The sequence below is a fragment of the Floridaenema aerugineum BLCC-F46 genome, assembly GCF_041929345.1.
Taxonomy (GTDB): domain Bacteria; phylum Cyanobacteriota; class Cyanobacteriia; order Cyanobacteriales; family Aerosakkonemataceae; genus Floridanema; species Floridanema aerugineum.
The window spans coordinates 1-22570 of sequence record NZ_JBHFNQ010000218.1 but is presented as its reverse complement, the minus strand read 5'-3'; the positions used below and the strand labels follow the sequence as shown (position 1 = coordinate 22570).

Sequence of the window (22570 nt, the reverse complement as noted above, 5' to 3'; positions counted from 1 at the left end):
GAATAGTTCATTTACTGCTACTATATCATTTCCACACCCCCAGTCTGATTCCTTCAAATACCTTTCTTCCAGTTGCAATGGTTTTCTACTGCCATCAGGACAATAATCTAAACTTGGTTAATCCTATAATCTCATATCTCTAATTGACCCAATTTAGTAGGTACGTTGTTGCGCTTCAGCGCTAGAGCTAGCGCTAAAGCGCAACAACGTACCTTTATTTCAATTCCGTTGTCTCTCCCTGACATACCCAAGCACCCCAGAAAAATTGATGCTCGATCGGTCTAAATTCTTGACAAGATAGCCTACTTTCTGATAACATTTTTAATGTCAAAAGTTCATCGATTACCTCACGACCAAGAGGAAATTGTTGCAATTCTTCAATAGTAATTCTGCGAATATAATTTTGTGCTTCTTGTAAGGCATCAACCCGTCTTAAACCAAGCTGCAAATTATCGAAAAATCGTTCCATCAGTAGGACAGTTGCTTTGGTAGGAACTGACCACAAACTCATTACCAAAGTTTTCGCTCCGGCGACGGCAAAAGCGCGACGTAAACCGAATACGCCTTCACCATTTTTGATATCACCAATGGCAGTTTCGCAGGCAACTAAAATCGCGATTTCATTCTCCCATAAATCGATACCGATGATATCTTGGGCGAACAGAAAACCTTTGCCTGCTTCTTTTGGAAGTTTGCCACCTTTTAGCCAAGTTTCCGCACCTGCAAAGGCAAGTCCTGAACGCATCATTGGGTTTTCTACTGGGGCAGTAGTAAGGCGATTTTCGGCATTATTCGGGTTTAATTGTTTGATGATTTCCGGTAATTGCTTGGCGAAATCGCGTAACCAATTGGCGCTATTTTCGTTATCGTTGGCAGCTAGATAATTGGCGGCATCTTCCATAATTTCCGGCAATTTTTCATCTAGCAATTGGGGGTTGTGGCGTAAGATTTCTAGTTCGTCACCGTCATCAGATTTGAGGATTTGAAGAATTAAATTGAGATAATCTGGTTGATTTTCTTCGGCAAAGTAACCGTGAGTAGCAATCATCAACAAGCGGGGACATTTACTGCTAGTGAGGATAGGTTCTAATGCTTCTTGTTCCAGATATGCTTTAACGCCGAGTTTTTCGGCAACTCTTTTGCCTAAAAAACCCGTTTCCGGTACAGGGTGAAAAGTAGAACTTAAAGCTGATAATTGGGAAGAAGATAATAGGTTTGTTGTAAGCGCTTCAGCGCTTTTAGGACTAAACTCCTCACTACCAACGGCTAAGTTAAAATCAGGATTGGCGATAATCAAAGCATCAGAAACAGGGCGGTTTGTTTCCACTTTTTGCCGCAGGATATCTCGCCCGACACTCAGATAACTAATAGTGTATTCATCCATCAGCAACTTGTCCGTTTCTGGCATCGGTAATATCTGAAACGGCAGCAGGTTTAAGTCGCCATCGGGTGCAATGAAGAAATGTTCAGAAACTTCAGAAATCCGGTTTCTTAATTCAGTAAGGATCGGATCGAATATTTGTTGACGCAGTTTTTCCCCGACGGAGGCGTTATCGAGAGTTTGCTGTTTTTTTCTCGCGCCAAGCTTGTTACCAGGTTTTGCAGATGCTTCTCTAAAAACTCGAATTAACTTATCAATGGGTTCTGCTTCTCCTAATTTAATCATCTGCACTGCATCTGGTTGTTGGGCAGGTAAGATAAACGCTACATATTGGGCAGATTGCCATTTCGTTTCTTTTGGGGCAGTAAAATCAAATAGATCGAAGCGAACAAATTCCACTAAAGTAGAACCTGACGGCAATTCCAAAGCGACGGCGCGACGATCGCATTCTTGTTCTTGCAGTTGAATTTCCGGGACTTGGGATGCCAGTTGCTTTTCTAATTGTTGGCATTGTGCTTCTAATTGGGCAAGCTTTTTTTGATGCGCTTTTCGCAGAGATTGGTATGTTTCTACAGGAACTTTTGGATCGGGGAGGGGTGGATCGAAGGTAAGATGAACGAGTTCTGCTTGGAGGCGGCGCAGTTGAGTAAATTCTTCTTGCAAGTGGGGATAGCGTCCGCTATATAAAGCATAGTTGAAAGCAGCCAGGGCAGAAGCGCTGAGGGATTTGCGTTGCAGCACTACATCCAGGGCAATTTGCACTGCTTCTGGGGAGTCGGAAAGGTAGCGCCAGACGAGGGAGAGTAAAGCGTGTAATGTTTTTCTGATCGTATCGAGATAGGTGAGGCGATCGCGTTCCGAACTGTAAGCAAACTGGCGGCGAATGATTCGCCCTTCCATTGCTGCCGCTTGCTGCATCAGTTCTAGCGCTTGCGTAGGGCGATCGGTAGCTGCTAATAATAGTGCCAAATTGATCAAATTGGTTGCCAGATCGGGTTGATCGCCATTAAACAAACGCTGCCATACCTCCAGTGCTTCTTTGTACAAAGGTTCCGCTTCAGTGTATCTGCCTTGGGATTGGTAAAGTAATGCCAAACCGTTCAAACTAATTGCTAAATCGGGATGATCGGCCTTAGTTAAGCGCTGTCTCATTGCCAGTGCTTCTTTGCACAAAGGTTCCGCTTCAGTATATCTGCCTTGGGATCTGTAAATTTCTGCCAAATTATTCAAACTTTGTATCACACCAGGATGATCGCCCTTAATTAAGCGCTGCCACATCGCCAGTCCTTGTTGGAACAGAGATTCCGCTTCACTGTATCTGCCTTGTAATCGGTAAAGTCCTGCCAAATCATTCAAACTAATTGCCACATCGGGATGATCGTCACCCTCAAAAAGTCGTTGTCTCATCGCCAGTGCTTGTTGGTACTTTGATTCCGCTTCACTGTATTTGCCTTGGGATTGGTAAAGTCCTGCCAAATCGTTCAAACTGGTTGCCACATCAGGATGATCGCCCTTAATTATGCGTTGTCTCATCGCCAGTGCTTGTTGGAACAGAGGTTCTGCTTCGCTGTATCTGCCTTGGGAGTTGTAAAGTCTTGCCAAATTGCTTAAACTGGATGCCACATAGGGATGATCGCCCTGAAATAGGTGCTGTCTCATCGCCAGTGCTTGTTGGCACAAAGGTTCCGCTTCACTGTATCTGCCTTGGGATTGGTAAAGATCCGCCAAATTGTTCAAACTTTGTGCCAGATCGGGATCGTCGCCTTCAGATAAGCGCTCTCTCATCGCCAATGCTTTTTGGAACAATGGTTCCGCTTCATTTAATCTGCCTTGGGATTGGTAAAGTCCTGCCAAATTGTTCAAACTGGTTGCTACATCACGATGATCGCCCTTAATTATGCGCTGCAACATCGCTAGTGCTTGTTGGAATAAAGGTTCTGCTTCACTTAATTTGCCTTGAGAGTCGTAAAGTCCTGCCAAATTATTCAAACTGGTTGCTACATCGCGATGATCGCCCTTAATTATGCGCTGTGTCATCGTCAGTGCTTGTTCATACTTTGATTCCGCTTCACTATATCTGCCTTGGGATTGGTAAAGTAACGCTAAATTGTTCAAACTATCTGCCACATCGGGATGATCGCCTTGGTAAAGAGATAATGCCAAATCTAAAGCTTGTTCAGCAATTACTGATGCCTCATATAACTTTCCCTGGTGATAAAGCGTAATCACCTGTTGGTTTAACTGTTGCCAAGATATTTTCCCAGCAAACTGTTGTGCCTGCGTCCCTAAATTTCCCAACCAATTAATGAATTCCATAGTTTTCCTCCTAGTTTGAATTTTGTATCCCGTCAAAAAACGAATTATTGCTTAAAACCCCAATTTTCAAACCACACTATATTCCGTCCACAACACCTGACAATCTCGATTCCCTTCCACATATTCCAGCAGCCCATACAAATGATCTCCATCCAATTCCAAAGCCTTTTCTTTACTTTTTTTCAACCAATCTAGACGCGGCAATTCCTGCGTAATCAAAGCTAAAATTTGCTCTCTTCCCACCTCATCCGATCCAAAAGTTGCATACTCTGATGGGGGGCATTGCGGCAAAACCATTACCCCAGCAGCGCAACGAGAGTTAGGCGCATATTCAGAAGGACACAAACAACAAACCACCCCCGATGGTTCCCTCTCTAATAATATTAAGTATCCTTCGCGATCAACCTTCACCTGATATTTAATATCACTATTCACAGGCACAGTTTTGCGGGACTTGTTATGCCTAGCCCCCAACACAGGCACTTCACGCAATTCTTCAGCTAGCACAACTTCTAATAGGTTAGAATCAATCGCCTTTGCTTTCAGTTGTTGCCAAATTTGGTCAATAGTAAATGGTGGAGGAGTTACTAAACCTTGCTCTTTCGCCCATTGGGGAAATATTACTTCGCGCAACCAACGTTTGGCATTCTTCCAGCGATCGACACCTTTGCTAGGAGGACACCCAGCCGCCTCAAGCTTCTCACAAATTTTACTCAACTGCTGACGAAAAATGCGATAAGGATCACCATCTTCGGTTCCCTTGATCAACTTTTCTGCGAACTTAGTCGCTAATTCTTCATGCGTTAAATTTTTATTGCCTTCCAGAAAACGTTTTTCAAATATCAGGCTATTCTTACCCGTAAAACCAAAACGGGTTGCCATTGCATCGAGGAAATCTCCCTCATAATCTTCATATCTCGGTAAATTCATAGTCCATCCTTCTGATGGCAGGTTAGTCGATATTATAGGCACGGCAATGGAAAAGCATCAACATTTAGTCAATAAAATTCTACAAAATAGACATCTACAAAAATCGACACTTTTGGCTTTTCATCCCAATTTAATGCTGCTACCTTTAAAACATCAACTTTGAAAACTTAAGGAAAGAAAGGCAATGTTGGATAACTTTCATCACGACCACTTTGACTTTGCGATTGATGGTAACACTGTTCATGGGCCTCATCTTCCCCATGAGAGCGTAGTAATTCTTACAGCGGCAAAAACTGGGTCAGCTATCGGTACTGCAATTGGTGGGCCTGCTGGTGGAGCGGTTGGCGGCTTATTATTTTTTGCTATAGCTGCTACCACAGTCGCCGAACACGCTACCAGTCACAATTCTCATTCTTTGCCCGATTAATTCGCATCGGTAGCGGATAAAATATAAAAGTTACCCCGCAATCTATACAGACTGCGGGGCTTTTTTTTGGCAATTCAAGAAAGCGCAATTGGGTTAAAAATTGGTATTCCCGATCGCGTTTGGATGCTGATTATTCCTACCAAATAATCAAAAGTGCATCTATCTCCTGGTGGCGAATACATCACCCGCCTGGGAATCAATTCCCAGGCTAATAGCTAAACTCGGATAAATCCGACTGAAGAAAAGCAAAAGTAATTGTTTTCTCTAGGCAAAATATTCTCTTGTAACCTAGTCCTCTTCAGAGGACTTTCGCTATTAGCCTGCGATTTGAATCGCAGGTGGGTGATGCGGTTGATGCAAAATCTATATAAACAAATCCACCTTAATTTACCCCTGCCAATTTTGCTTTGCCCTGGCAAATATTTCATCTATTGTTTGTCCTTCATAAAGCCGCTGAGAAACTGCCACATAGTTAGTTGGTTCCCGATGCAAAAGGGTGAGAAATCGCAAAGCAGCAGCAGAACCAAGAGACTTTTGCAACGCCTCTATTCCCTTAATTCTGATTTCTGTATCATCCATGATTTTTGCCTTATCCATTAGCTTTCCTCCTGTCTAACATAATCCACTGGATTCATAATAGCTATCTGCTGATTCAATTGTTGCGCTTTTTTCCTCAAATTATCATCACAAGTCAAGAAAAAATCTGCATTAATATGAACTGCACAAGCAAAATGTAACGCATCTTTAGCCGAAAGGTTTTTAGATTGCTGAAATGATTGTCCAAGCTGATATATTTCTGCTTCAGGGCCTACCCTTACTTTACAAAGACTGGCTAGACCAATAACTGCATATTTTCGTTCTGGAAAGGGACAAAGAATCGTCTCATCTTGGTGCATAAAAGACCAAACCAGTTCCACTTCTCCTGCATCTGCCCTGATAAAAATATCCTGACAGGCCAATGCTTCCATCTGGATTCTTGTCTGCAAAGGATCGTCAAATCCCCTTTGAAAACAATTGTAGTCAAGGTAAATCAAATCCATATCTATTGATTAGAATTAATTATATTTTCTGTGATTATTATATCACATTTCTTAGAAAAATAAATAAATGAAAATTTTAATGTAAACAATAAATAAAACCGAAAAAATTGCACGCGATCGCACTTTTCTTACGATCATTAATTTATCCATCTACAATTTTATTATAAAATAACAAACACGCCCAAAACCTCTCAATCACCTAATAATGACCCGCTTCATCCACGATCAATTCGCCAAAGATTGCCTAGAAGAACTACTAACACCCTACGGACAAGTCAGGTCCGATCGAAAAGTCACATCCGAAACCAGAGAAATCGATGTCATATTCATTCCCAATGCTTCCCCCGAAACCCTATCACAAGATTTAGGGTTATTAGGAAAATTGGGAGAAACAACCGCAATCTTTGAACCCTTTCGCAATGCCGTTGACCCAGATGAAATTTGTACTTGCCTTCTGAAAGCACTAGAAGTCCGAGAAAGCATTCAACGACAAGCAAAGCGCAAAAATGCACCCGATGAACCCATCAGCTTACCTTTCTTATGGATTCTCACCCCAACTGCCTCAGCCTCAATTTTAGAAGGATTCCACGCTATACTAAAAGACGATTGGGGCGCGGGAGTTTATTTTCTTGGTTATTATTTAAGAACAGCCATTGTCGTAATTCATCAATTACCCAAAACCCCAGAAACACTTTGGCTAAGAATATTTGGAAGGAAGAAAGTACAAGAACAAGCAATTGATGAATTGGAGGCACTGCCACCCGAAAATGTATGGCGAGACAAAATATTGGAATTGTTCTATCAATTACGAGAAAATTTAAACATCAATCAAAGTTTAGAAGCAGACGATCGGGAGTTAGTTATGAGATTACAACCTTTGCTGCAAGAAAAGCTAGCACAAGTTGAACAAAAAGGCATCCAACAAGGAGAGCGTTTAATAGTGGAAAATTTATTAAAGTTGAGATTTGGAGAATTAGATGCAGAGTTATCTGCTTTAATTGACTCTATCTTGACTTTTCCACCAGAAGAATTTACTCCCTTGTTGGTGCAACTGTCTCGTGAGGAATTGGTAAGCAGATTTAGAAATTAACAAAAAACGCCAAATGTAGGGTCAATCCATAAATTGACCCTATAATATTATTCACGAACCTGGGTGGCATTTCGGTAATGCCACTAATGCAAAATCTATATATAAAAACAAACGAAATATGCTTAAATTAGCTGCTAAAGGTTACGCAGGTTTATCAGAAGAAGAGATAAATGAAATTGAACAAATTGTGAGCGATCGCAATAATTCCTTTACCAAAAATACCCCTTAAAAATTGTGGTAAAATTTATCCTATATACCGATATCATTTCGCAATTATGCGACAGAATTTAGCCAATCTCCAATATATTTTTGTCAAGTTTCTATAGCTTTCATTTTTTGATTCAATCTGTCAAAATAATATCAAAACAACTCAATTCAAAACCCAATTTACTATTGAACACCGACAACCTTTGTAAATACCTCGCAGAACAATACCCTACCGAATTTGTCCGTTGGTTACTCCCATCGGAAACATCTAATATTCAAGTACTAAAAACCGAACTCAACCTCGAACCAATTCGCGCCGATTCCATCACCTTACTACAAACCCCAAATCTAATTCTGCACCTGGAATTTCAAACCTTACCAGCATCAGATCCCCCACTCCCACTACGGATGCTTGACTACTGGCTCCGACTGCATCGAAAATACCGTTGTAATGTGGAACAAGTAGTGATTTTCCTCAAGTCCACAACTTCAGAAATCGCCTTTACCAACGAGTTTACTTCCCCAAACACCCAGCATCGCTATCGAGTCATCCGAATGTGGGAACAAGATCCCGCGCCACTGTTAGCCAACTCTGGGCTTTTACCATTGGCGACGTTAGCGCGAACAGACTCACCCCAAACTTTACTGGCTCAGGTTGCCGATCGCGTAGCTAATATTGAAGAAACGCAGCAACGGCAAAATGTAGTAGCTTGTACGGAAATTCTTGCAGGTCTGCGCTTTGACAAAAAGTTGATTACCCAACTATTTAGAGAGGAAATTATGCGTGAATCTGTGATCTATCAAGATATCCTAGAACAAGGACAACGACGAGGAGAAGTAGCAATGCTTCTACGAATACTTACCCGTCGAATCGGCTCCATTACTCCCGAAATCCAAGCCCAAATTCAAACTTTATCGATTCCACAATTAGAAGATTTGGGAGAAGCATTATTAGATTTCTCTCAGCCAACAGATTTAACAATTTGGTTGCAAAATCACCAATCATAGGCAAAGATTTCTTAAGTCTGCCTCAGCAGACTTTGTTTGTTTAACCTGACTGACAGCAATCAATTCAGTGAAGAGTTCCATTGAACATCGACAACCTTTGTAAATACCTAGCTGAAAAATACCCCGCCGAATTTGTCCGTTGGCTACTCCCATCGGAAACATCTAATAACCTAAGTTGTTAGTTATAAGATTAGTCTGATTCTTTGTACGTTGTTGGGCTTTAGCCCTCTTAGGAAACATGGCTTTATGAGGGCTAAAGCCCAACAACGTACCTTTATGTAAATAACTAGCAACTTGCGTAGAGAGGAAATTATGCGTGAATCTGTCATCTATCAAGATATCTTGGAACAAGGACAGCAACGAGGAGAAATAGCAGTGATTATGCGTCAGCTTAATCGTCGAATCGGCCCACTCACTCCCGAAATCCAAGCCCAAATTCAGACTTTATCGATTCCACAACTAGAAGATTTGGCAGAAGCATTATTAGATTTCTCTCAACCAACTGATTTAACTATTTGGTTGCAAAATCACCCATCATAGACAAAACTTTCTTCAGTCCGCGAAGGCGGACTAAGTTTTGTGTAGCCGTGACTTCAGTCGCCTTATACTAGCAAACATTTGCCGTGTAACCTTCCCTAGTCTACGATTAAGGGTGAATTGGCGCTATCTTTCCGGCTACCGATGGAATACTGGGAATTTCTCATTCAAAAAGAAAACGATCGCTCTTGGCAATCCCTGAAATCACCCGAAGTTGAACTTCCTGAAGGCAGGTATCGTCTAGTAGTGCGTTCTAACCGTGCAGATACCGATATAGACATTCGCATCATTCACCACTCAATCCACGAAAACCCTCCGAAACGGAGATTACAAAAGCGATCGCGTCGCATCAACTCCGAAGGGTTAATGGTGCTGATTCCTTTTACCAATCTCACTCCCGGAATTTGGGAGTTTCGCTGTTTGCCAGATTTGTTTGAAGATTTAATGGGCGAACCTTGGCAAAAAACCCTAAAATTAAATATTTTGCCCCCAGATCCTCAACCAAAAGCAGCAAATCACGGTGCTACGGGAGAAGGAGAACAGGGGAAAATAGGAGATTTAACCATTTCTCATCAATCTAAAATCCTAGTTTCTCCTGTTAAATCCGCAACTCCCGATCCTTATCCCTTGCGCTTAACTCTCAAGCAAGAAACATACATGGCGCGTCCCGGACAGTCTATTACTTTAGCGGGATATTTGGAACTGCCAAATACAGTTGAAAATCAGGAAACAGAGGCGAAAGTAGCATTGACAGGAGAAATGCGAATTCATCTGCGCGATCCCCAAAGCGGACAAATTTTAGCCCAACGTCAGCAGCACATTACAAAACAGGAAATACCTTTTACTTTTGCTTGCAATATTCACATTCCTCCTCAAAGTAAAACCCATTTACTCTTAGGTGAAGTTACTATTTATGATCTGCCAGAAATCCCCAACGATTCGCCATTGGTTCTGGCAACTAAATCTTTTAGTATTACCGGAAATTTAGATGATTTACTGAGTGCGATCGCCGATAATTTTCAGGAAACAGAAGTATTAGAACTATCCTCAAACCAATCTAAATCAGCAGCTTTAGATCTGGGAACCTATAACCAAGCAAGTACACCACAAAATCTCACCCTCCCAGTTTTTCAACCCGGAGGCAAACAAATTTTACCCCCCCAACTCTATCAAACCGACTTGGGAAAAAACCCAGTTAAAAAGATAGAATTGCCCCGGTTTGGTAACTTTGCTCAACCCGTACCAAAGCAAGAATTAACAACTGAACCAACTCCTGAAACCACAGAAACGGAAACAGAATCAACAGAATCAACAGAATCAACATCTTTAACCGCAGAAAATATTACTGACGAAACAAACACAGAAGTAGCAGAAATTTCCGCTGAAGTTAATGCTGAAGAAGAAACAACAACAGAGGAAAGTGATTCATCTAATGTTGATACCGCTTTTCAATCATTAAAATTAGAAGAGCGGTTTTGGTCGCGACTAAATGCGATCGCAGCCGATGCAGAATTATCCACCGAATTAAGTAAAGATCCAATTTTTGAAGACATAGAAGATATCGAAGATACACAAGCAGAACCGGAAACTCCAGCCGCAATTTATACAGGCCCAGATGCCGAATTAGCTGCAATGGAATTTGTCGTAGAGGAAGAAGAACCACCCGCACCCCTACCAGGAAAACCGGAAAATAGTTTAAGTTCGCTAGGAGAAAGTTCTGCTGAAGAAGTTGAAGAAGTTGAAGAAGAAGCTTTACCAACTCCAGAATTAGATGTACCACAAGGGGAACTAACCGCAGGACAACAAATTCGAGTGCGCGTCAAAGTACCAATGCGGCAACCCCGACTCGGTGTAAAGTTTTGGGTAGTAGATTTGCAAACGCGATCGCTAGTAGAAAGCCCACGCTGGTTAGGTGATTTTTATCTCGACGCTTGGGGAAACTTAGAAACCTCTTTCCCAATGACAGTTCCCTTCGGTTGTTTAGAAATTCGCTTTGAAGCAATTTCCTCCGACATTGCCACCAAACAAGAAAGCCGCAAAGCCCAAATTAATCGCAGCGTCGTTCCCCCAGACTTACCACAATTCTCCGATGATTTGAATAATTTGTAATCGAAGGAAGGGCAAAGGGACAGAACATCTAAATGTAGGGGTAATTCATGAATTACCCCTACATTTAGTTCTCCCCCCAATCGCCTAAAAAAATTCAAAAACCGCTTACCTAATTTAGGAAAAGCGGTTTTTTTCCGAAAGTTTAAACTCAGACAATTCTTACAGAGAAGAACCTAAACCAGCGTATGCACCATAGAAGAAAATGCCGACAACGCCGATTACGCCTAAACCTGCTACAGTAGCAACGATCCACAAAGGAATTCTTCCACTCTGAGACACAGCATTACCTCCTGTTGAAACAACAACAACTTTCTAATTTTTACAACCGAATATCACTGAAAACCAGTTAGTTAAAGAAATAACTGGAGAACAACAAACCGAGAACGAAAATCAAGAGTAAACCTAAATAAAGAGAAGTCCGGTTTAACTCAACGGGTTGATTATTAGGGTTTGGGTTACGAGTGGGCATAACTGTCTCCTAGCGTTGAATGAACTGCATAGCGGCGATCGCGCCCAGGAAGAAAACTGTAGGTACAGCCAGTGTATGTACAGCCAGCCATCTCACAGTAAAAATCGGATAAGAAACGGGTTGATTCGATGGAGTATTCATATTTCGCAACCAATGATTAAAAACTACTTACCAGAAAACTCTTGAATTTGGTCTTTTGCTTGATATCGATCGCTAATGATCGGCAATTCTTGACGAGTTTGAGTATAGTACTCATCAGGACGAGGGGTGCCAAAAGCATCGTAGGCTAACCCAGTGCTCACAAACAACCAACCAGCAATAAACAACATCGGGATAGTGATGCTGTGAATTACCCAATAACGAATACTAGTAACAATGTCCGAAAACGGACGCTCTCCAGTAGTACCTGCCATTCTTCTTCCTCCGACAACAAGATCGAATCTTAAACAAATGATACGAAATATTAAACACTCTCACAAGCCAACATTGAGAATGTTTAAGCTGCGCCAACAATATTCGGGTTATATTTCAGCACTGTGCCATTCTGACCGATAATAAAACCCTGCTCTGGACTCAGAAACACGATTCGGTAAAGATTAGAAGGCACATCTTCCACCTGACGGTCTTTTTCCCAGGTTTTGCCACCGTCTAAGCTGCGAAGTAAATTCCCACTACCGCCAGCTACCCAAACTTCTTCAGGAGTACGATAAGCTACATCCAGCAAACCCCAGCTTGTGGAAAATTCTGGATAATCAGCATCTAACCATACTTCTGGATCTTTAGGGTCAGTAAATTGCAGTTGACCACCACGAGCTAGCATCCACAATCTACCATCCTTGGTGAAACCCATGTTTTGCACGCGACGGGAACTGTTGCGGTTATGCTGTGTCCAAGCATTTTGTCCCGGTTCCCAAGTCGAGTAAAAATTCCCTCGTGAGGAAACCGCCACATACTTACCATCATCAGAACGGGAAATATTCCGCACTACGCCGACAGCTTCTTCCACCATTGCTTTCCAGGTTTTACCACCATCAGATGTCCGGTAAATTGCGCCGACATCGGTAGTCATTTCCGCCGAGTCAGGGCCAAGGGCAAGCACGGTGTTAGGATTACCAGGGAGCTTTTCGCTTAAAGTAATCCGTGACCAAGTTTGTCCCTCATCAGTGGTGTGTAGCAACAGTGAAGGTTGTCCAGCAATCCATCCTTCTTTGCCAGAAAAACTCACAGAATTGAAACGGTACTTTTGCTCACCTAAATCTAGAACTTTCGGTTGCCAAGTTTCCCCGCCGTCAGTACTTTCTAGCAAAGTTGTGTTGCTTCCCACTATCCAGCCGTGATTTTTGTCGCCAGTAAAAGCCACATCTGACAGGTTACTGTCTGTGGGTAAATTAATGATTTCCCAAGGATTTTCACTGATAGTGGGTACTTTACTACAAGCTACACAAAGGAGGACAACTGCTAGCAGCACTCCTAATTTTTGCAAATTTCTCAATAGCGATCGCATTTTTGCCCAATCTTCTCTAATTTGTCTTGCCTAGTTTTTCTGCCAAACTTTTCATCTTCTAAAAATCTGCCAATTTTTTATCCTCCCGCATCGGGGATGTTCTAGGGGCGCAGCATTCTGGCAAATATCTTTGGGTTCACAACCAACAAATTATTGCCAGAATGCTTCTCCCCACGATGAATGCCAAAACTCAATCATTGTAATCCATACAGACTCAGGAAAAACAAAAAGCCCAGTGCCAAGCCACCAAAAATCAACAGATTCTTTTGTGTGGGTGTAAGAGTATTGACACCGAAGCCATAGCCATAATTAGACTTGAATCCCGATGCAGTTCCTTTTGGCCCAATATTTTGGAATGCAGACTGCCGCACCCCACAAACGGGACAGCGCCAATTTGCTGGCAATTCCTCAAAGGGAATTCCCGCAGCAATATCGTTCTTGTCGTCTCCCTTCTCCGGCTCATAAACATAGCCGCAGGCTTTACACTCATATCGATCCAACGTCTTCGGATCAACAGCTTGGTTAGTCATTGCTCTCTTTGGATTATTAGAAAAGCAGGCGGAAATCTTAAAATATCTGTTACAGATTATGACATATTATGTCTTTCTGGCTCAGAAGTTGAAGAAGTGGGGAGGTTCTACCTCCCAATACTCGTGACCAGGTTCAAGAAGTGGGGAGGTTCTACCTCCCAATACTCGTGACCAGGTTCAACCTGGTCACGAGAAATAGAGGCTCCGCCTCTGAACCTGGTCACGAGAAACAATTAACTGAGATCTTGCAGCAATGGAGGTAGAACCTCCAAGACCTCGTTCCCCGGTTGAACCGGGGAACGAGAAACGAGAAAAACGAGAAAACGAGAAACTCCAGGCTCCGCCTCAAGCGTGCAAGATCTCAGTTAAGCTCAGTTCAGGAACTCCCCATCTCCCCATCTCCCCATCTCTGATGATGATTGTCATCAGCAAGCCGAAGCATCCCGAAAGGCGAATTATCTGTAAAAATAAGTAACAAATGTCCTTTTGCCAAAGTGGTAGCAACTAATTGTGTTTGTTCTTAGCGGCTATGAATACTTACTGGGCTTCCTAATCATTTGCAGCCTAGTCCCAGCTTTAGCTCTGACTGCATCGAAACTACTACGCCCCAGCCGTCGTGGGCCAGAGCGTCGCACTACTTATGAATCGGGGATGGAACCAATTGGCGGAGCCTGGATTCAATTCAACATTCGCTACTATATGTTTGCCTTGGTCTTCGTGGTCTTTGACGTGGAGACGGTTTTTCTTTACCCTTGGGCTGTCGCCTTTAATCGTTTGGGACTTTTAGCCTTTATTGAAGCACTGATCTTTATCGCAATTTTAGTCGTTGCTCTGGTTTACGCATGGCGCAAAGGAGCCTTGGAATGGTCATGAATTCAAATCTCACAACTACAGATCCTAATTTTGAGCAACAGCTAAAAGAAAAGATTCTCAACCCGGTTGAGCGTACTGCTGTTACTCAAGAACTTTCGGAAAATGTCATTTTAACTACGGTTGATGACCTTTACAACTGGGCAAGGCTTTCGAGTCTTTGGCCTTTAATGTTTGGTACGGCTTGCTGCTTTATTGAATTTGCAGCGATGATTGGTTCTCGGTTTGACTTCGATCGCTTCGGTCTAGTCCCCCGTGCTACCCCTCGTCAAGCCGATCTAATTATCACCGCAGGTACGATCACCATGAAAATGGCTCCGGCTTTGGTACGCTTGTATGAGCAAATGCCGGAACCTAAGTATGTGATCGCGATGGGTGCTTGTACCATCACAGGCGGAATGTTTAGTGTTGACTCCCCGACGGCAGTGCGTGGGGTAGATAAACTGATTCCTGTAGATATTTATATCCCCGGCTGTCCTCCCCGTCCAGAAGCGATTATGGATGCGATCGTCAAACTGAGAAAGAAAATTAGTAATAATTCTATCCAGGAACGGGGAAGCCTGGTTCAAACTCACCGTTACTACAGCACAACTCACAAAATGAAAGCTGTGCCAGCTATCTTAGACGGTAAGTATCTCCAATCTGATACTCGCTACAATCCACCGAAAGAATTGACCGAAGCTATGGGTATGCCTGTACCACCAGCACTCAAAGCAACAGAAAAGGAGGTTTCTCGTGGCTGATGAATCTCTTGCACCAGAAACTTCGACTTTGGTAGAAGCTGGTAAAGTTTCTCGCTGGTTGACTGAAAATGGTTTTGAACATGAGTCTTTACAACCAGATCCTCGTGGCATCGAAATTATTAAGGTTGAACCTGATTTCTTGATTCCCTTGGCTACTGCTTTGTATGCTTATGGGTTTAACTACCTTCAGTGTCAAGGCGGTTATGATGTTGGCCCCGGACAAGAGTTGGTCAGTTTTTACAATCTGATTAAACTCAGCGATGATGCCGATCGTCCAGAGGAAGTGCGCTTAAAGGTATTTCTACCCAGAGAAAATCCTACAGTGCCCTCAGTGTACTGGATTTGGGCAAGCGCCGATTGGCAAGAACGCGAAACTTACGATATGTACGGCATTATTTACGAAGGACACCCGAATTTGAAGCGGTTGTTAATGCCGGAAGATTGGGTAGGTTGGCCTTTACGTAAGGATTATGTCTCTCCCGATTTCTACGAGTTACAGGATGCTTACTAAAGCTGACCAAAATTTTCTCCTCCCCCAATATTGGGGGTTTTTTAATTTTTTATCTAGAATTAACAGTAATTTTACTGAACTTTTTATTTAACTAATGAATTATAAAGAAATAACATACTAATGATTAGTTGTGTTAGTTTTGAAAAAATAGCTGAGTTTTAAATCTCTTTTTTGTATTTTCTCTCTTGGTTAGTGTAATGAATGATAATTTAATAATTACCTCGAAAGCGGATATTATGATTGTGGATGATACACCAGATAATATTCGTTTTTTATCCACTCTGCTGCAAGAACAAGGTTATAGCGTGCGGAAAGCAATTAGTGGGAAAATGGCTTTGACGGCAATTAGAACTGTTTTACCTGACTTGGTTTTATTAGATATTAATATGCCAATGATGAATGGATATGAAGTTTGTCAGGAATTAAAGAATGATGAAAAAACTAAGACAGTGCCGATAATTTTTATTAGTGCTTTGGATGATGTATCTGATAAAGTAAAAGCTTTTCATTTGGGTTGTGCAGATTATATTACTAAGCCTTTTCAAATTGAAGAAGTTTTAGCTCGAATTCAACATCAGTTACTTATTAAAAATTTGCAAAGTCAGATGCGATCGCAAAATGCCCAACTCCAAAAAACTTTAGCCGAACTAAAAACTGCCCAAGCCCAAATAATTCAAAAAGAAAAAATGTTCAGTTTAAGTCAGCTAGCTGCTGGTATGGCGCATGAAGTTAATAATTCCATTGGGTTTATTGCTGGGAATATTGAATTTGCTCGTCGATATGTCCAAGATTTACTAAAGTTAATTAATATTTATCAACAAGAGTATCCGCAACCAAATCCTGTTATAGAAGCAGCGCTAGAAGAAATTGACCTAGAATTTATAGTTAAAGATGTGGAAAAAGTTCTGGATTCTATGCAAACGGGAGCCGAACGAATTTCGACAATGAATTTAGCCTTACGAATTTTTTCTCGGTTGAATGAATCTGATATTAAACCTGTAGATTTGCATCAAGGAATTGATAGCACTTTAGTATTATTACAGCAAAGACTAGGAAAAGAAGGAAGAGACTGGGAAATCAAACTAGAAAAAAAATATGGGCAATTACCAGCGATTAATTGTTATGCTAGTCTGATGAATCAAGTATTTTTGAATATTTTAAATAATGCGATCGATGCTCTAGAATCTAAATTGCAGTCAGCCGATAATACATCGATTACACCGACTATCTGCATTGCTACAGAATTAACCGAAGGGCAAACTGCTATTATTAAAATTAAAGATAATGGTACAGGAATTCCTGAAAATGTCAGAGAACATTTATTCGATCCATTTTTTACGACTAAGCCAGTAGGCAAAGGTAGCGGTTTAGGATTATTAACTAGTTATGAAATAGTAGTGGAAAAACATAAAGGTAAACTGACTTATCAATCTACGTTAGGAGAAGGTACAGAATTTTTAATAGAAATTCCTGTTAATTTAACCCAAACTTAAGAGGGAACAGGAAACGGATTCCAGGGGCTCGCTTAGGCTCCAAGGACTCTTCTACGCTCACCCACCCCTACAACTCAAAACTCGCTCCGGGGCAATTCATGAATTGCCCCTACAACTGAAAACTTTCTCTGTTGCCTTTCCCGAGCAAATTGTCCCGCTTTAACCAATAGCCGATAAAATTAAAAAGTGAGCGTCTCAATGGTAAGCGAGGCAAAATTTAATGGCGGTTCACTCTTCCTTTGTGCCAATAACTATTAATCCGATTAAATTTGGAACAGATGGTTGGCGCGGTGTAATAGCAGCAGATTTTACTTTTGAGCGCGTAGCTTTGGTAGCACCGATCGCGGCTCAAGTTCTAGCCCAAGAATATGGTAATACTACCAATAGTCGGACGGTAATAGTTGGGCACGATCGCCGTTTTATGGCAGAAACCTTTGCGCGTACAGCAGCAGAGGCGATTCGCGCTGTAGGTTTTGATGTTTTGTTGACAGAAACTTTTGCTCCTACTCCCGCTTTTAGTTGGGCAGCAAAAAAACTGAATGCTTTGGGTGCTATTGTGATTACAGCTAGCCATAATCCTGGCAGCTATTTAGGTTTAAAAGTCAAGGGTGCTTTTGGGGGTTCGGTTTCTCCAGAAGTAACTAAGCAAATAGAAGCAAAGTTAGATGAGAAATTGACACCAGCAGCAGAACCAGGGAAATTAGAAATGTTTAATCCCTGGCCTAGCTATTGTGAAGGATTACGAGCTAAGGTAAATATTGAGGAAATTCGTCAGGCGATTAAAGAAGGTAAATTAACAGTATTTGCTGATGTAATGCACGGTGCAGCAGCAACAGGATTTGAGCAAATATTGGGTATACCTGTTAAAGAAATTAACAGCGATCGCGATCCGTTATTTGAAGGCGGTGCGCCAGAACCTTTACCCAAATATTTGGGCAAACTTTTCGGGGTAATGAAAGAATACAGAGCCAATAATCCTGATAGTTTGTCAGTTGGTTTAGTATTTGATGGAGATAGCGATCGCATTGCTGCTGTCGATGGGCAAGGTAATTTTTTAAGTTCTCAAGTGTTAATTCCCATTTTAATTGAACATTTGGCAACTAAAAGAGGCATGACTGGCGAAATTGTAAAAACTGTCAGTGGTTCTGATTTAATTCCCAAGGTAGCAGCACATTATCAACTGTCATTATTTGAAACTGCGGTCGGCTACAAATATATTGCTGACAGGATGCTTGAAACTTCAGTTTTACTGGGTGGAGAAGAGTCTGGCGGTATTGGTTATGGCACTCACATTCCCGAAAGAGATGCTTTGTTATCGGCGTTGTATGTGTTAGAAGCAGTTGTAGAATCGGGCAAAGATTTAAGTCAATTGTACAGAAATTTGCAGGAAATGACTAACTTTAGTTCTGATTACGATCGCATAGATTTGCCCTTAGCTAGCATGGATGTCCGGGCGCGACTTTTAGAACAATTACAAAGTCAACCTCTGAAGGAAATTGCTGGACAATCAGTAGTTGATTGCAACACAATTGATGGCTATAAATTCCGTTTAGCTGATGGTAGTTGGCTGATGATCCGCTTTAGTGGTACTGAACCAGTTTTGCGTTTATATTGCGAAGCTGCCAATCTTGATGAGGTGCATAAAAGGCTAAATTGGGCGAATAATTGGGCAAATTCTGTTTAGTCATTTGTCATTTGTCATTTGTCATTTGTCATTTGTGAATAGTTAGAGAACTTAGGCAAAAAAACCCGGTTAATAGCAAAAATCCAGGGTTTAGATGAGCAAATTTGAAGCACAAACCGGGTTTTTGTCCCTGGGTCAGTCCTTAGTTAGTTTTCTAACCAATAACCAATGACAAACGACGAATGACAAATGACAAATAACCAATAACCAATGACCAATAACCAATGACCAATGACCAATAACCAATGACAAATGACCAATGACAAAAATATTAGTAGTTGCGACAAGTAATCCTGGTAAGTTGTTAGAAATCCAAGATTACTTAACAGATTTAGATTTAGAATTGCAACTTAAACCGGAGGAATTAGAAATTGAAGAAACAGGCGCAACTTTTAGCGAAAATGCTTGTCTAAAAGCATCTCAAGTGGCAAAAGCAATGGGACAATGGGCGATCGCAGATGATTCCGGTTTAGAAGTAGAAGCTTTAGAAGGAGCACCGGGAATTTATTCGGCGCGTTATGGGAGTAGCGATCGCGATCGAATTGAAAGATTACTGTTTGAATTGGGTAACGAATTAAATCGAGAAGCGAGGTTTGTTTGTGCAATTGCGATCGCACGTCCTGATGGTTCGATCGCTTTACAAACTGAGGGAATTTGTCCTGGAGAAATATTGCATTCTCCGCGAGGTAATAATGGCTTTGGTTACGATCCTGTTTTCTATGTTCCAGAACAACAAATCACCTTTGCAGAAATGACTCCAGAATTAAAAAAATCTGTGAGTCATCGCGGAAAAGCATTTCAAGCCTTATTACCCAAATTACAAAAATTAGATTTTAGATCCTAAGCTGTGGAGCATTTAAATCACTTATTAACGAGTAGGGTGCGTCAGACGGTAAAGCCTTATATAGAAAGGAAAATATCCCCTTCTGACGCACCCTACAATATGACTTTTAAATGCGTAACAACTTAGTTGAATGGGCGATCTAAAATCTAAAATCCAGGACTAAAGCTGCGTGTCACATTTGAATCAAATTGTAGGGTGCGTCAGACATTAAACTTGATTGAAAGAATAAGGGTTTTAACCTCTGATGCACCCTACTGATTGTGCCAGTTGCGTAAGTCCTAAAATCTAAAATTCTTAGATTGCTTCTGTATTTTTTTCGCCTGTACGAATCCGAATTACTTGTTCCACAGGCGAGATGAAAATTTTGCCATCGCCAATTTCTCCAGTTCTAGCAGAGGCGATAATTTTTTCAACTACTAAGTCAACTTGATCGTCTTCAATCACAACCTCTACTTTTAGTTTTTGGAGAAATTCCACAGTATACTCAGAACCGCGATAGCGTTCAGTTTGACCCTTCTGGCGACCAAAACCACGCACCTCGGAAACTGTCATCCCGACAATACCTGCATTAACTAAGGCTATCTTGACTTCATCAAGTTTGAATGGTCTAATAATCGCTTCAATTTTTTTCAATTTCTTAACTCCTCAAAATCTGTTTCATGCGTCTTTTAGTAGACATTACCAGCACAAAAGAAGCAAGGGGGTTGATGTAGGAACTGTCTATACAGAAGTCGGTAAGGAATTGACTATGAAACCGTCCCTACTTCGGGAAAGCTGGTTTGAAAATAATCTTGTATTCTAAGTCGTCCACAGGTATTTGTGACATCTTTTACTTCGGCTAATCCTACCGTCTAATATCATTTCTCCTTAAGTTGGCTACAGATGATTGACGCGGCGACGCGGCGAAACTCCAGACGCGGAGATTAATTTGCAGCATTTTAGAGAATTGATATGAGACATTCCTGCTCCTTATGCTGGCACAAGTCACCGTTTGAGATTACCATATCTGGCGTTATCTTTCATGCTTTTCAAGCACGGAGAGTCGCAAAAGTAAACAATTCATGACAGAAAACAACTTTTGGCTACAGAACCTCAAAGGTAAAAGGGAAAGATTTTACCCTTCCCTCTGACTTCTATCTTAAATGTCGCAATTCATCTCACCGTTACAGCGCAGCTTAACGGTGAGATGAATTGCGACCAACTCGCCTCAGATTGAGCGCAAGCGTTTCCTTATAATTCAGACTGATTCTCGACATAACGCTTTAAGTGTTCAACGGTAACGCCGCCACAACTGGCAACAAAATAAGCACCAGTCCAAAAGTGAGGCTTACCGTAAAAATATTTCTCAGAAAGTTCAGGAAACTCTTTGCGAATTAGCCGACTACTAACCGTCTTTAGATTGCCAATTAAAGTTGATAAAGGCTTGTCCGGCTTGTAGTCAATTAGCAGATGAATATGATCTGCCTCTCCATTAAATTCCACCAATTGAGCATCCCACTTGTTCAGGGTGTCAATGAATATCTCCTTAAGTCTAGATAGAATTACCTTGTTAATAGCTTTCTTTCGGTATTTTACGACCAGAATTATGTGAGCATTAAGCCTGTAAACAGACCTAAATCCGTAATTATACATGATTTACATTTCATAGCGTTAACTATTAAAATATTAGCATTGAGCATGAGTAAATGAATGCTAACTGCGTTGAAGGTAAGAATATATCCGAATAAAGAACAGCAAATAGCCTTAGCGAAAAACTTTGGCTGTTGCCGCTTTGTTCGTAATTATTACCTCAACAAATCCAACGCTCAATATCAAGAAACAGGGAAGGGGATGAGTTATTGCGATATGGCAAAAGACTTAACCCAACTCAAAAAGCAACCTGCGTATTCTTGGTTAAAGGAAGCAACAGCTACTACACTTCAGCAATCATTAATGGATCTGGGAACTGCGTTTACCAACTTCTTTGAAGTCAGGGCAAAATTCCCTAACTTCAAAAGTAAGCATGACAAACAATCCCTGAGATATCCTGAAGGTTGCTCGATTCAGAAGAAAGATATTAAGCTTCCCAAGATAGGCATTGTTAAGGCAGCGATTTCTAAAAAGATTGATGGCAAGATTAAGTCTGTGACTATCAGTAAAACAAGTACAGACAAATATTACGCCTCAATCTTATTTGAAGTTGCTGATGACCCAAAAGAAAAAGACGGGAAAATATCTGGAATCGACTTGGGATTAAATAGTTTAGTGACAGTGTTTGATGGGGAGGCAACTTATAAGGTTGACCCAGCTAGAACCACTAAGAAATACGCTAAACGCCTAAGACGTAGACAGCAAGCTTTATCTCGTAAAAAGAAAGGCTCCAGTAATCGCAGAAAGCAGATTAAAAGGGTAGCCAGAGTTCATGAGAAGATAGCGAATACAAGACAAGATTTCCTCCATAAACTCTCTCGTAAATTAGTTGATGAAAACCAAGTCATTGTAGTGGAAGACCTTTGTGTTAAAGGAATGGCGCGTACCAATATGGCAAAATCGGTCTTAGATGCTGGTTTTGGGATGTTGGTAAACTTCCTAGACTACAAGTTGAAAAGAGAGGGAGGAAAACTTGTGGAAGTTGACAGATTCTTTCCTAGCACAAAGCTTTGTAATTGCTGCAAACACAAGAATGATTTGCTCACTTTAAAGGAATTAGAATGGACTTGCCCGAAGTGTGGAACTCACCACGACAGAGATGAAAACGCAGCGAGAAAGTGCGATTCGTTTAGTCAAAACCGAGAAATCGGGGGACGACTAGCAGTATCAAGTAACCAATAGGTTGAGAAGCACTTAAATCCTTGGTACTGACAACTTCATAACCTTGTGAGTGAAGGCAAGTATCCT

Annotated in this window: 24 protein-coding genes; 12 read left to right on the top strand and 12 right to left on the bottom strand. The window is 41.4% G+C overall.

Annotation, left to right across the window (positions count from 1 at the left end):
• Positions 1–214 precede the first annotated feature (214 nt).
• Both ACE1CC_RS30130 and ACE1CC_RS30125 read right to left on the bottom strand, forming a co-directional pair.
• Positions 215–3697: a tetratricopeptide repeat protein gene (locus ACE1CC_RS30130; RefSeq protein ID WP_413274119.1), complete on the bottom strand. Its 3483-nt coding sequence runs from the start codon at positions 3695–3697 to the stop codon at positions 215–217.
• Between the two features lie 66 nt (positions 3698–3763).
• Positions 3764–4627 (bottom strand): DUF4384 domain-containing protein, encoded by an 864-nt coding sequence (locus ACE1CC_RS30125; protein WP_413274118.1) that lies wholly within the window; start codon positions 4625–4627, stop codon positions 3764–3766.
• A 184-nt stretch (positions 4628–4811) separates the two neighbouring features.
• Between ACE1CC_RS30125 and ACE1CC_RS30120 the strand changes: the two genes are divergently transcribed.
• Positions 4812–5054 carry a hypothetical protein gene (locus tag ACE1CC_RS30120; protein ID WP_413274117.1) on the top strand — a complete coding sequence of 81 codons (243 nt, stop codon included), beginning with the start codon at positions 4812–4814 and terminating at the stop codon, positions 5052–5054.
• Positions 5055–5441: 387 nt separating this feature from the next.
• On the opposite strand, the gene ACE1CC_RS30115 is transcribed toward ACE1CC_RS30120, so the two are convergent.
• Positions 5442–5651, bottom strand: a complete 210-nt coding sequence (locus tag ACE1CC_RS30115) for a hypothetical protein (RefSeq protein ID WP_413274116.1) — start codon at positions 5649–5651, stop codon at positions 5442–5444.
• Entirely contained in the window at positions 5651–6094 is a 444-nt protein-coding gene (locus ACE1CC_RS30110; protein ID WP_413274115.1) for a PIN domain-containing protein, read from the bottom strand. Before ACE1CC_RS30110 ends, ACE1CC_RS30115 begins: the two co-directional genes overlap by 1 nt.
• 205 nt (positions 6095–6299) lie before the next feature.
• Here ACE1CC_RS30110 and ACE1CC_RS30105 point away from each other — a divergent pair, with 205 nt between their 5' ends.
• The 4 genes from ACE1CC_RS30105 to ACE1CC_RS30090 all read left to right on the top strand — a co-directional run bounded on the left by ACE1CC_RS30105 (position 6300) and on the right by ACE1CC_RS30090 (position 11045).
• Positions 6300–7184 carry a hypothetical protein gene (locus ACE1CC_RS30105; protein WP_413274114.1) on the top strand — a complete coding sequence of 295 codons (885 nt, stop codon included), beginning with the start codon at positions 6300–6302 and terminating at the stop codon, positions 7182–7184.
• Positions 7185–7577: 393 nt separating this feature from the next.
• Complete coding sequence (locus ACE1CC_RS30100; protein ID WP_413274113.1) at positions 7578–8399, top strand: Rpn family recombination-promoting nuclease/putative transposase; 822 nt, start codon at positions 7578–7580, stop codon at positions 8397–8399.
• A 312-nt stretch (positions 8400–8711) separates the two neighbouring features.
• Positions 8712–8939, top strand: coding sequence for a DUF4351 domain-containing protein (locus tag ACE1CC_RS30095; protein ID WP_413274112.1), 228 nt, complete (start codon positions 8712–8714; stop codon positions 8937–8939).
• Between the two features lie 117 nt (positions 8940–9056).
• Entirely contained in the window at positions 9057–11045 is a 1989-nt protein-coding gene (locus ACE1CC_RS30090) for a hypothetical protein (protein ID WP_413274111.1), read from the top strand.
• Between the two features lie 159 nt (positions 11046–11204).
• Here the strand turns inward: ACE1CC_RS30090 and ACE1CC_RS30085 are convergent, their stop codons facing one another.
• The 6 genes from ACE1CC_RS30085 to ACE1CC_RS30060 all read right to left on the bottom strand — a co-directional run bounded on the left by ACE1CC_RS30085 (position 11205) and on the right by ACE1CC_RS30060 (position 13548).
• On the bottom strand, positions 11205–11324 hold the full coding sequence (locus ACE1CC_RS30085) for a photosystem II reaction center protein J (protein WP_413262380.1): 120 nt from the start codon (positions 11322–11324) through the stop codon (positions 11205–11207).
• A 67-nt stretch (positions 11325–11391) separates the two neighbouring features.
• On the bottom strand, positions 11392–11514 hold the full coding sequence (locus tag ACE1CC_RS30080; RefSeq protein ID WP_413262379.1) for a photosystem II reaction center protein L: 123 nt from the start codon (positions 11512–11514) through the stop codon (positions 11392–11394).
• Positions 11515–11523: 9 nt separating this feature from the next.
• A complete protein-coding gene (gene psbF / locus ACE1CC_RS30075) occupies positions 11524–11655 on the bottom strand; it encodes a cytochrome b559 subunit beta (RefSeq protein WP_193980582.1) in 132 nt (43 codons plus the stop codon).
• Between the two features lie 23 nt (positions 11656–11678).
• A complete protein-coding gene (gene psbE / locus ACE1CC_RS30070; protein WP_413262378.1) occupies positions 11679–11927 on the bottom strand; it encodes a cytochrome b559 subunit alpha in 249 nt (82 codons plus the stop codon).
• Between the two features lie 83 nt (positions 11928–12010).
• The gene (locus tag ACE1CC_RS30065) at positions 12011–13018 is read right to left on the bottom strand and encodes a photosynthesis system II assembly factor Ycf48 (RefSeq protein WP_413274110.1); all 1008 of its coding nucleotides are present in this window, start codon (positions 13016–13018) and stop codon (positions 12011–12013) included.
• Between the two features lie 194 nt (positions 13019–13212).
• Positions 13213–13548, bottom strand: coding sequence for a rubredoxin (locus tag ACE1CC_RS30060; protein ID WP_413274109.1), 336 nt, complete (start codon positions 13546–13548; stop codon positions 13213–13215).
• Positions 13549–14058: 510 nt separating this feature from the next.
• Between ACE1CC_RS30060 and ndhC the strand changes: the two genes are divergently transcribed.
• From ndhC to rdgB, 6 genes are all read left to right on the top strand, one after another.
• Positions 14059–14421: a photosynthetic/respiratory NAD(P)H-quinone oxidoreductase subunit C gene (gene ndhC, locus ACE1CC_RS30055; protein ID WP_193981533.1), complete on the top strand. Its 363-nt coding sequence runs from the start codon at positions 14059–14061 to the stop codon at positions 14419–14421.
• The gene (locus tag ACE1CC_RS30050) at positions 14418–15161 is read left to right on the top strand and encodes an NADH dehydrogenase subunit K (RefSeq protein ID WP_413274108.1); all 744 of its coding nucleotides are present in this window, start codon (positions 14418–14420) and stop codon (positions 15159–15161) included. The genes ndhC and ACE1CC_RS30050 overlap by 4 nt, the downstream gene beginning before the upstream one ends.
• Complete coding sequence (locus ACE1CC_RS30045; protein ID WP_413274107.1) at positions 15154–15672, top strand: NAD(P)H-quinone oxidoreductase subunit J; 519 nt, start codon at positions 15154–15156, stop codon at positions 15670–15672. The genes ACE1CC_RS30050 and ACE1CC_RS30045 overlap by 8 nt, the downstream gene beginning before the upstream one ends.
• Positions 15673–15869: 197 nt before the next feature.
• Positions 15870–17165, top strand: coding sequence for a hybrid sensor histidine kinase/response regulator (locus tag ACE1CC_RS30040; RefSeq protein WP_413274106.1), 1296 nt, complete (start codon positions 15870–15872; stop codon positions 17163–17165).
• A gap of 220 nt (positions 17166–17385) precedes the next feature.
• Entirely contained in the window at positions 17386–18849 is a 1464-nt protein-coding gene (locus tag ACE1CC_RS30035) for a phosphoglucomutase/phosphomannomutase family protein (RefSeq protein WP_413274105.1), read from the top strand.
• Between the two features lie 259 nt (positions 18850–19108).
• Positions 19109–19693, top strand: a complete 585-nt coding sequence (gene rdgB, locus ACE1CC_RS30030) for an RdgB/HAM1 family non-canonical purine NTP pyrophosphatase (RefSeq protein WP_413274104.1) — start codon at positions 19109–19111, stop codon at positions 19691–19693.
• 294 nt (positions 19694–19987) lie between these two features.
• On the opposite strand, the gene ACE1CC_RS30025 is transcribed toward rdgB, so the two are convergent.
• Both ACE1CC_RS30025 and tnpA read right to left on the bottom strand, forming a co-directional pair.
• Complete coding sequence (locus ACE1CC_RS30025) at positions 19988–20326, bottom strand: P-II family nitrogen regulator (protein ID WP_413262371.1); 339 nt, start codon at positions 20324–20326, stop codon at positions 19988–19990.
• Positions 20327–20923: 597 nt separating this feature from the next.
• A complete protein-coding gene (gene tnpA, locus ACE1CC_RS30020) occupies positions 20924–21325 on the bottom strand; it encodes an IS200/IS605 family transposase (protein WP_413274103.1) in 402 nt (133 codons plus the stop codon).
• 57 nt (positions 21326–21382) lie between these two features.
• Here tnpA and ACE1CC_RS30015 point away from each other — a divergent pair, with 57 nt between their 5' ends.
• The gene (locus ACE1CC_RS30015) at positions 21383–22504 is read left to right on the top strand and encodes an RNA-guided endonuclease InsQ/TnpB family protein (protein ID WP_413274102.1); all 1122 of its coding nucleotides are present in this window, start codon (positions 21383–21385) and stop codon (positions 22502–22504) included.
• Positions 22505–22570 lie beyond the last annotated feature (66 nt).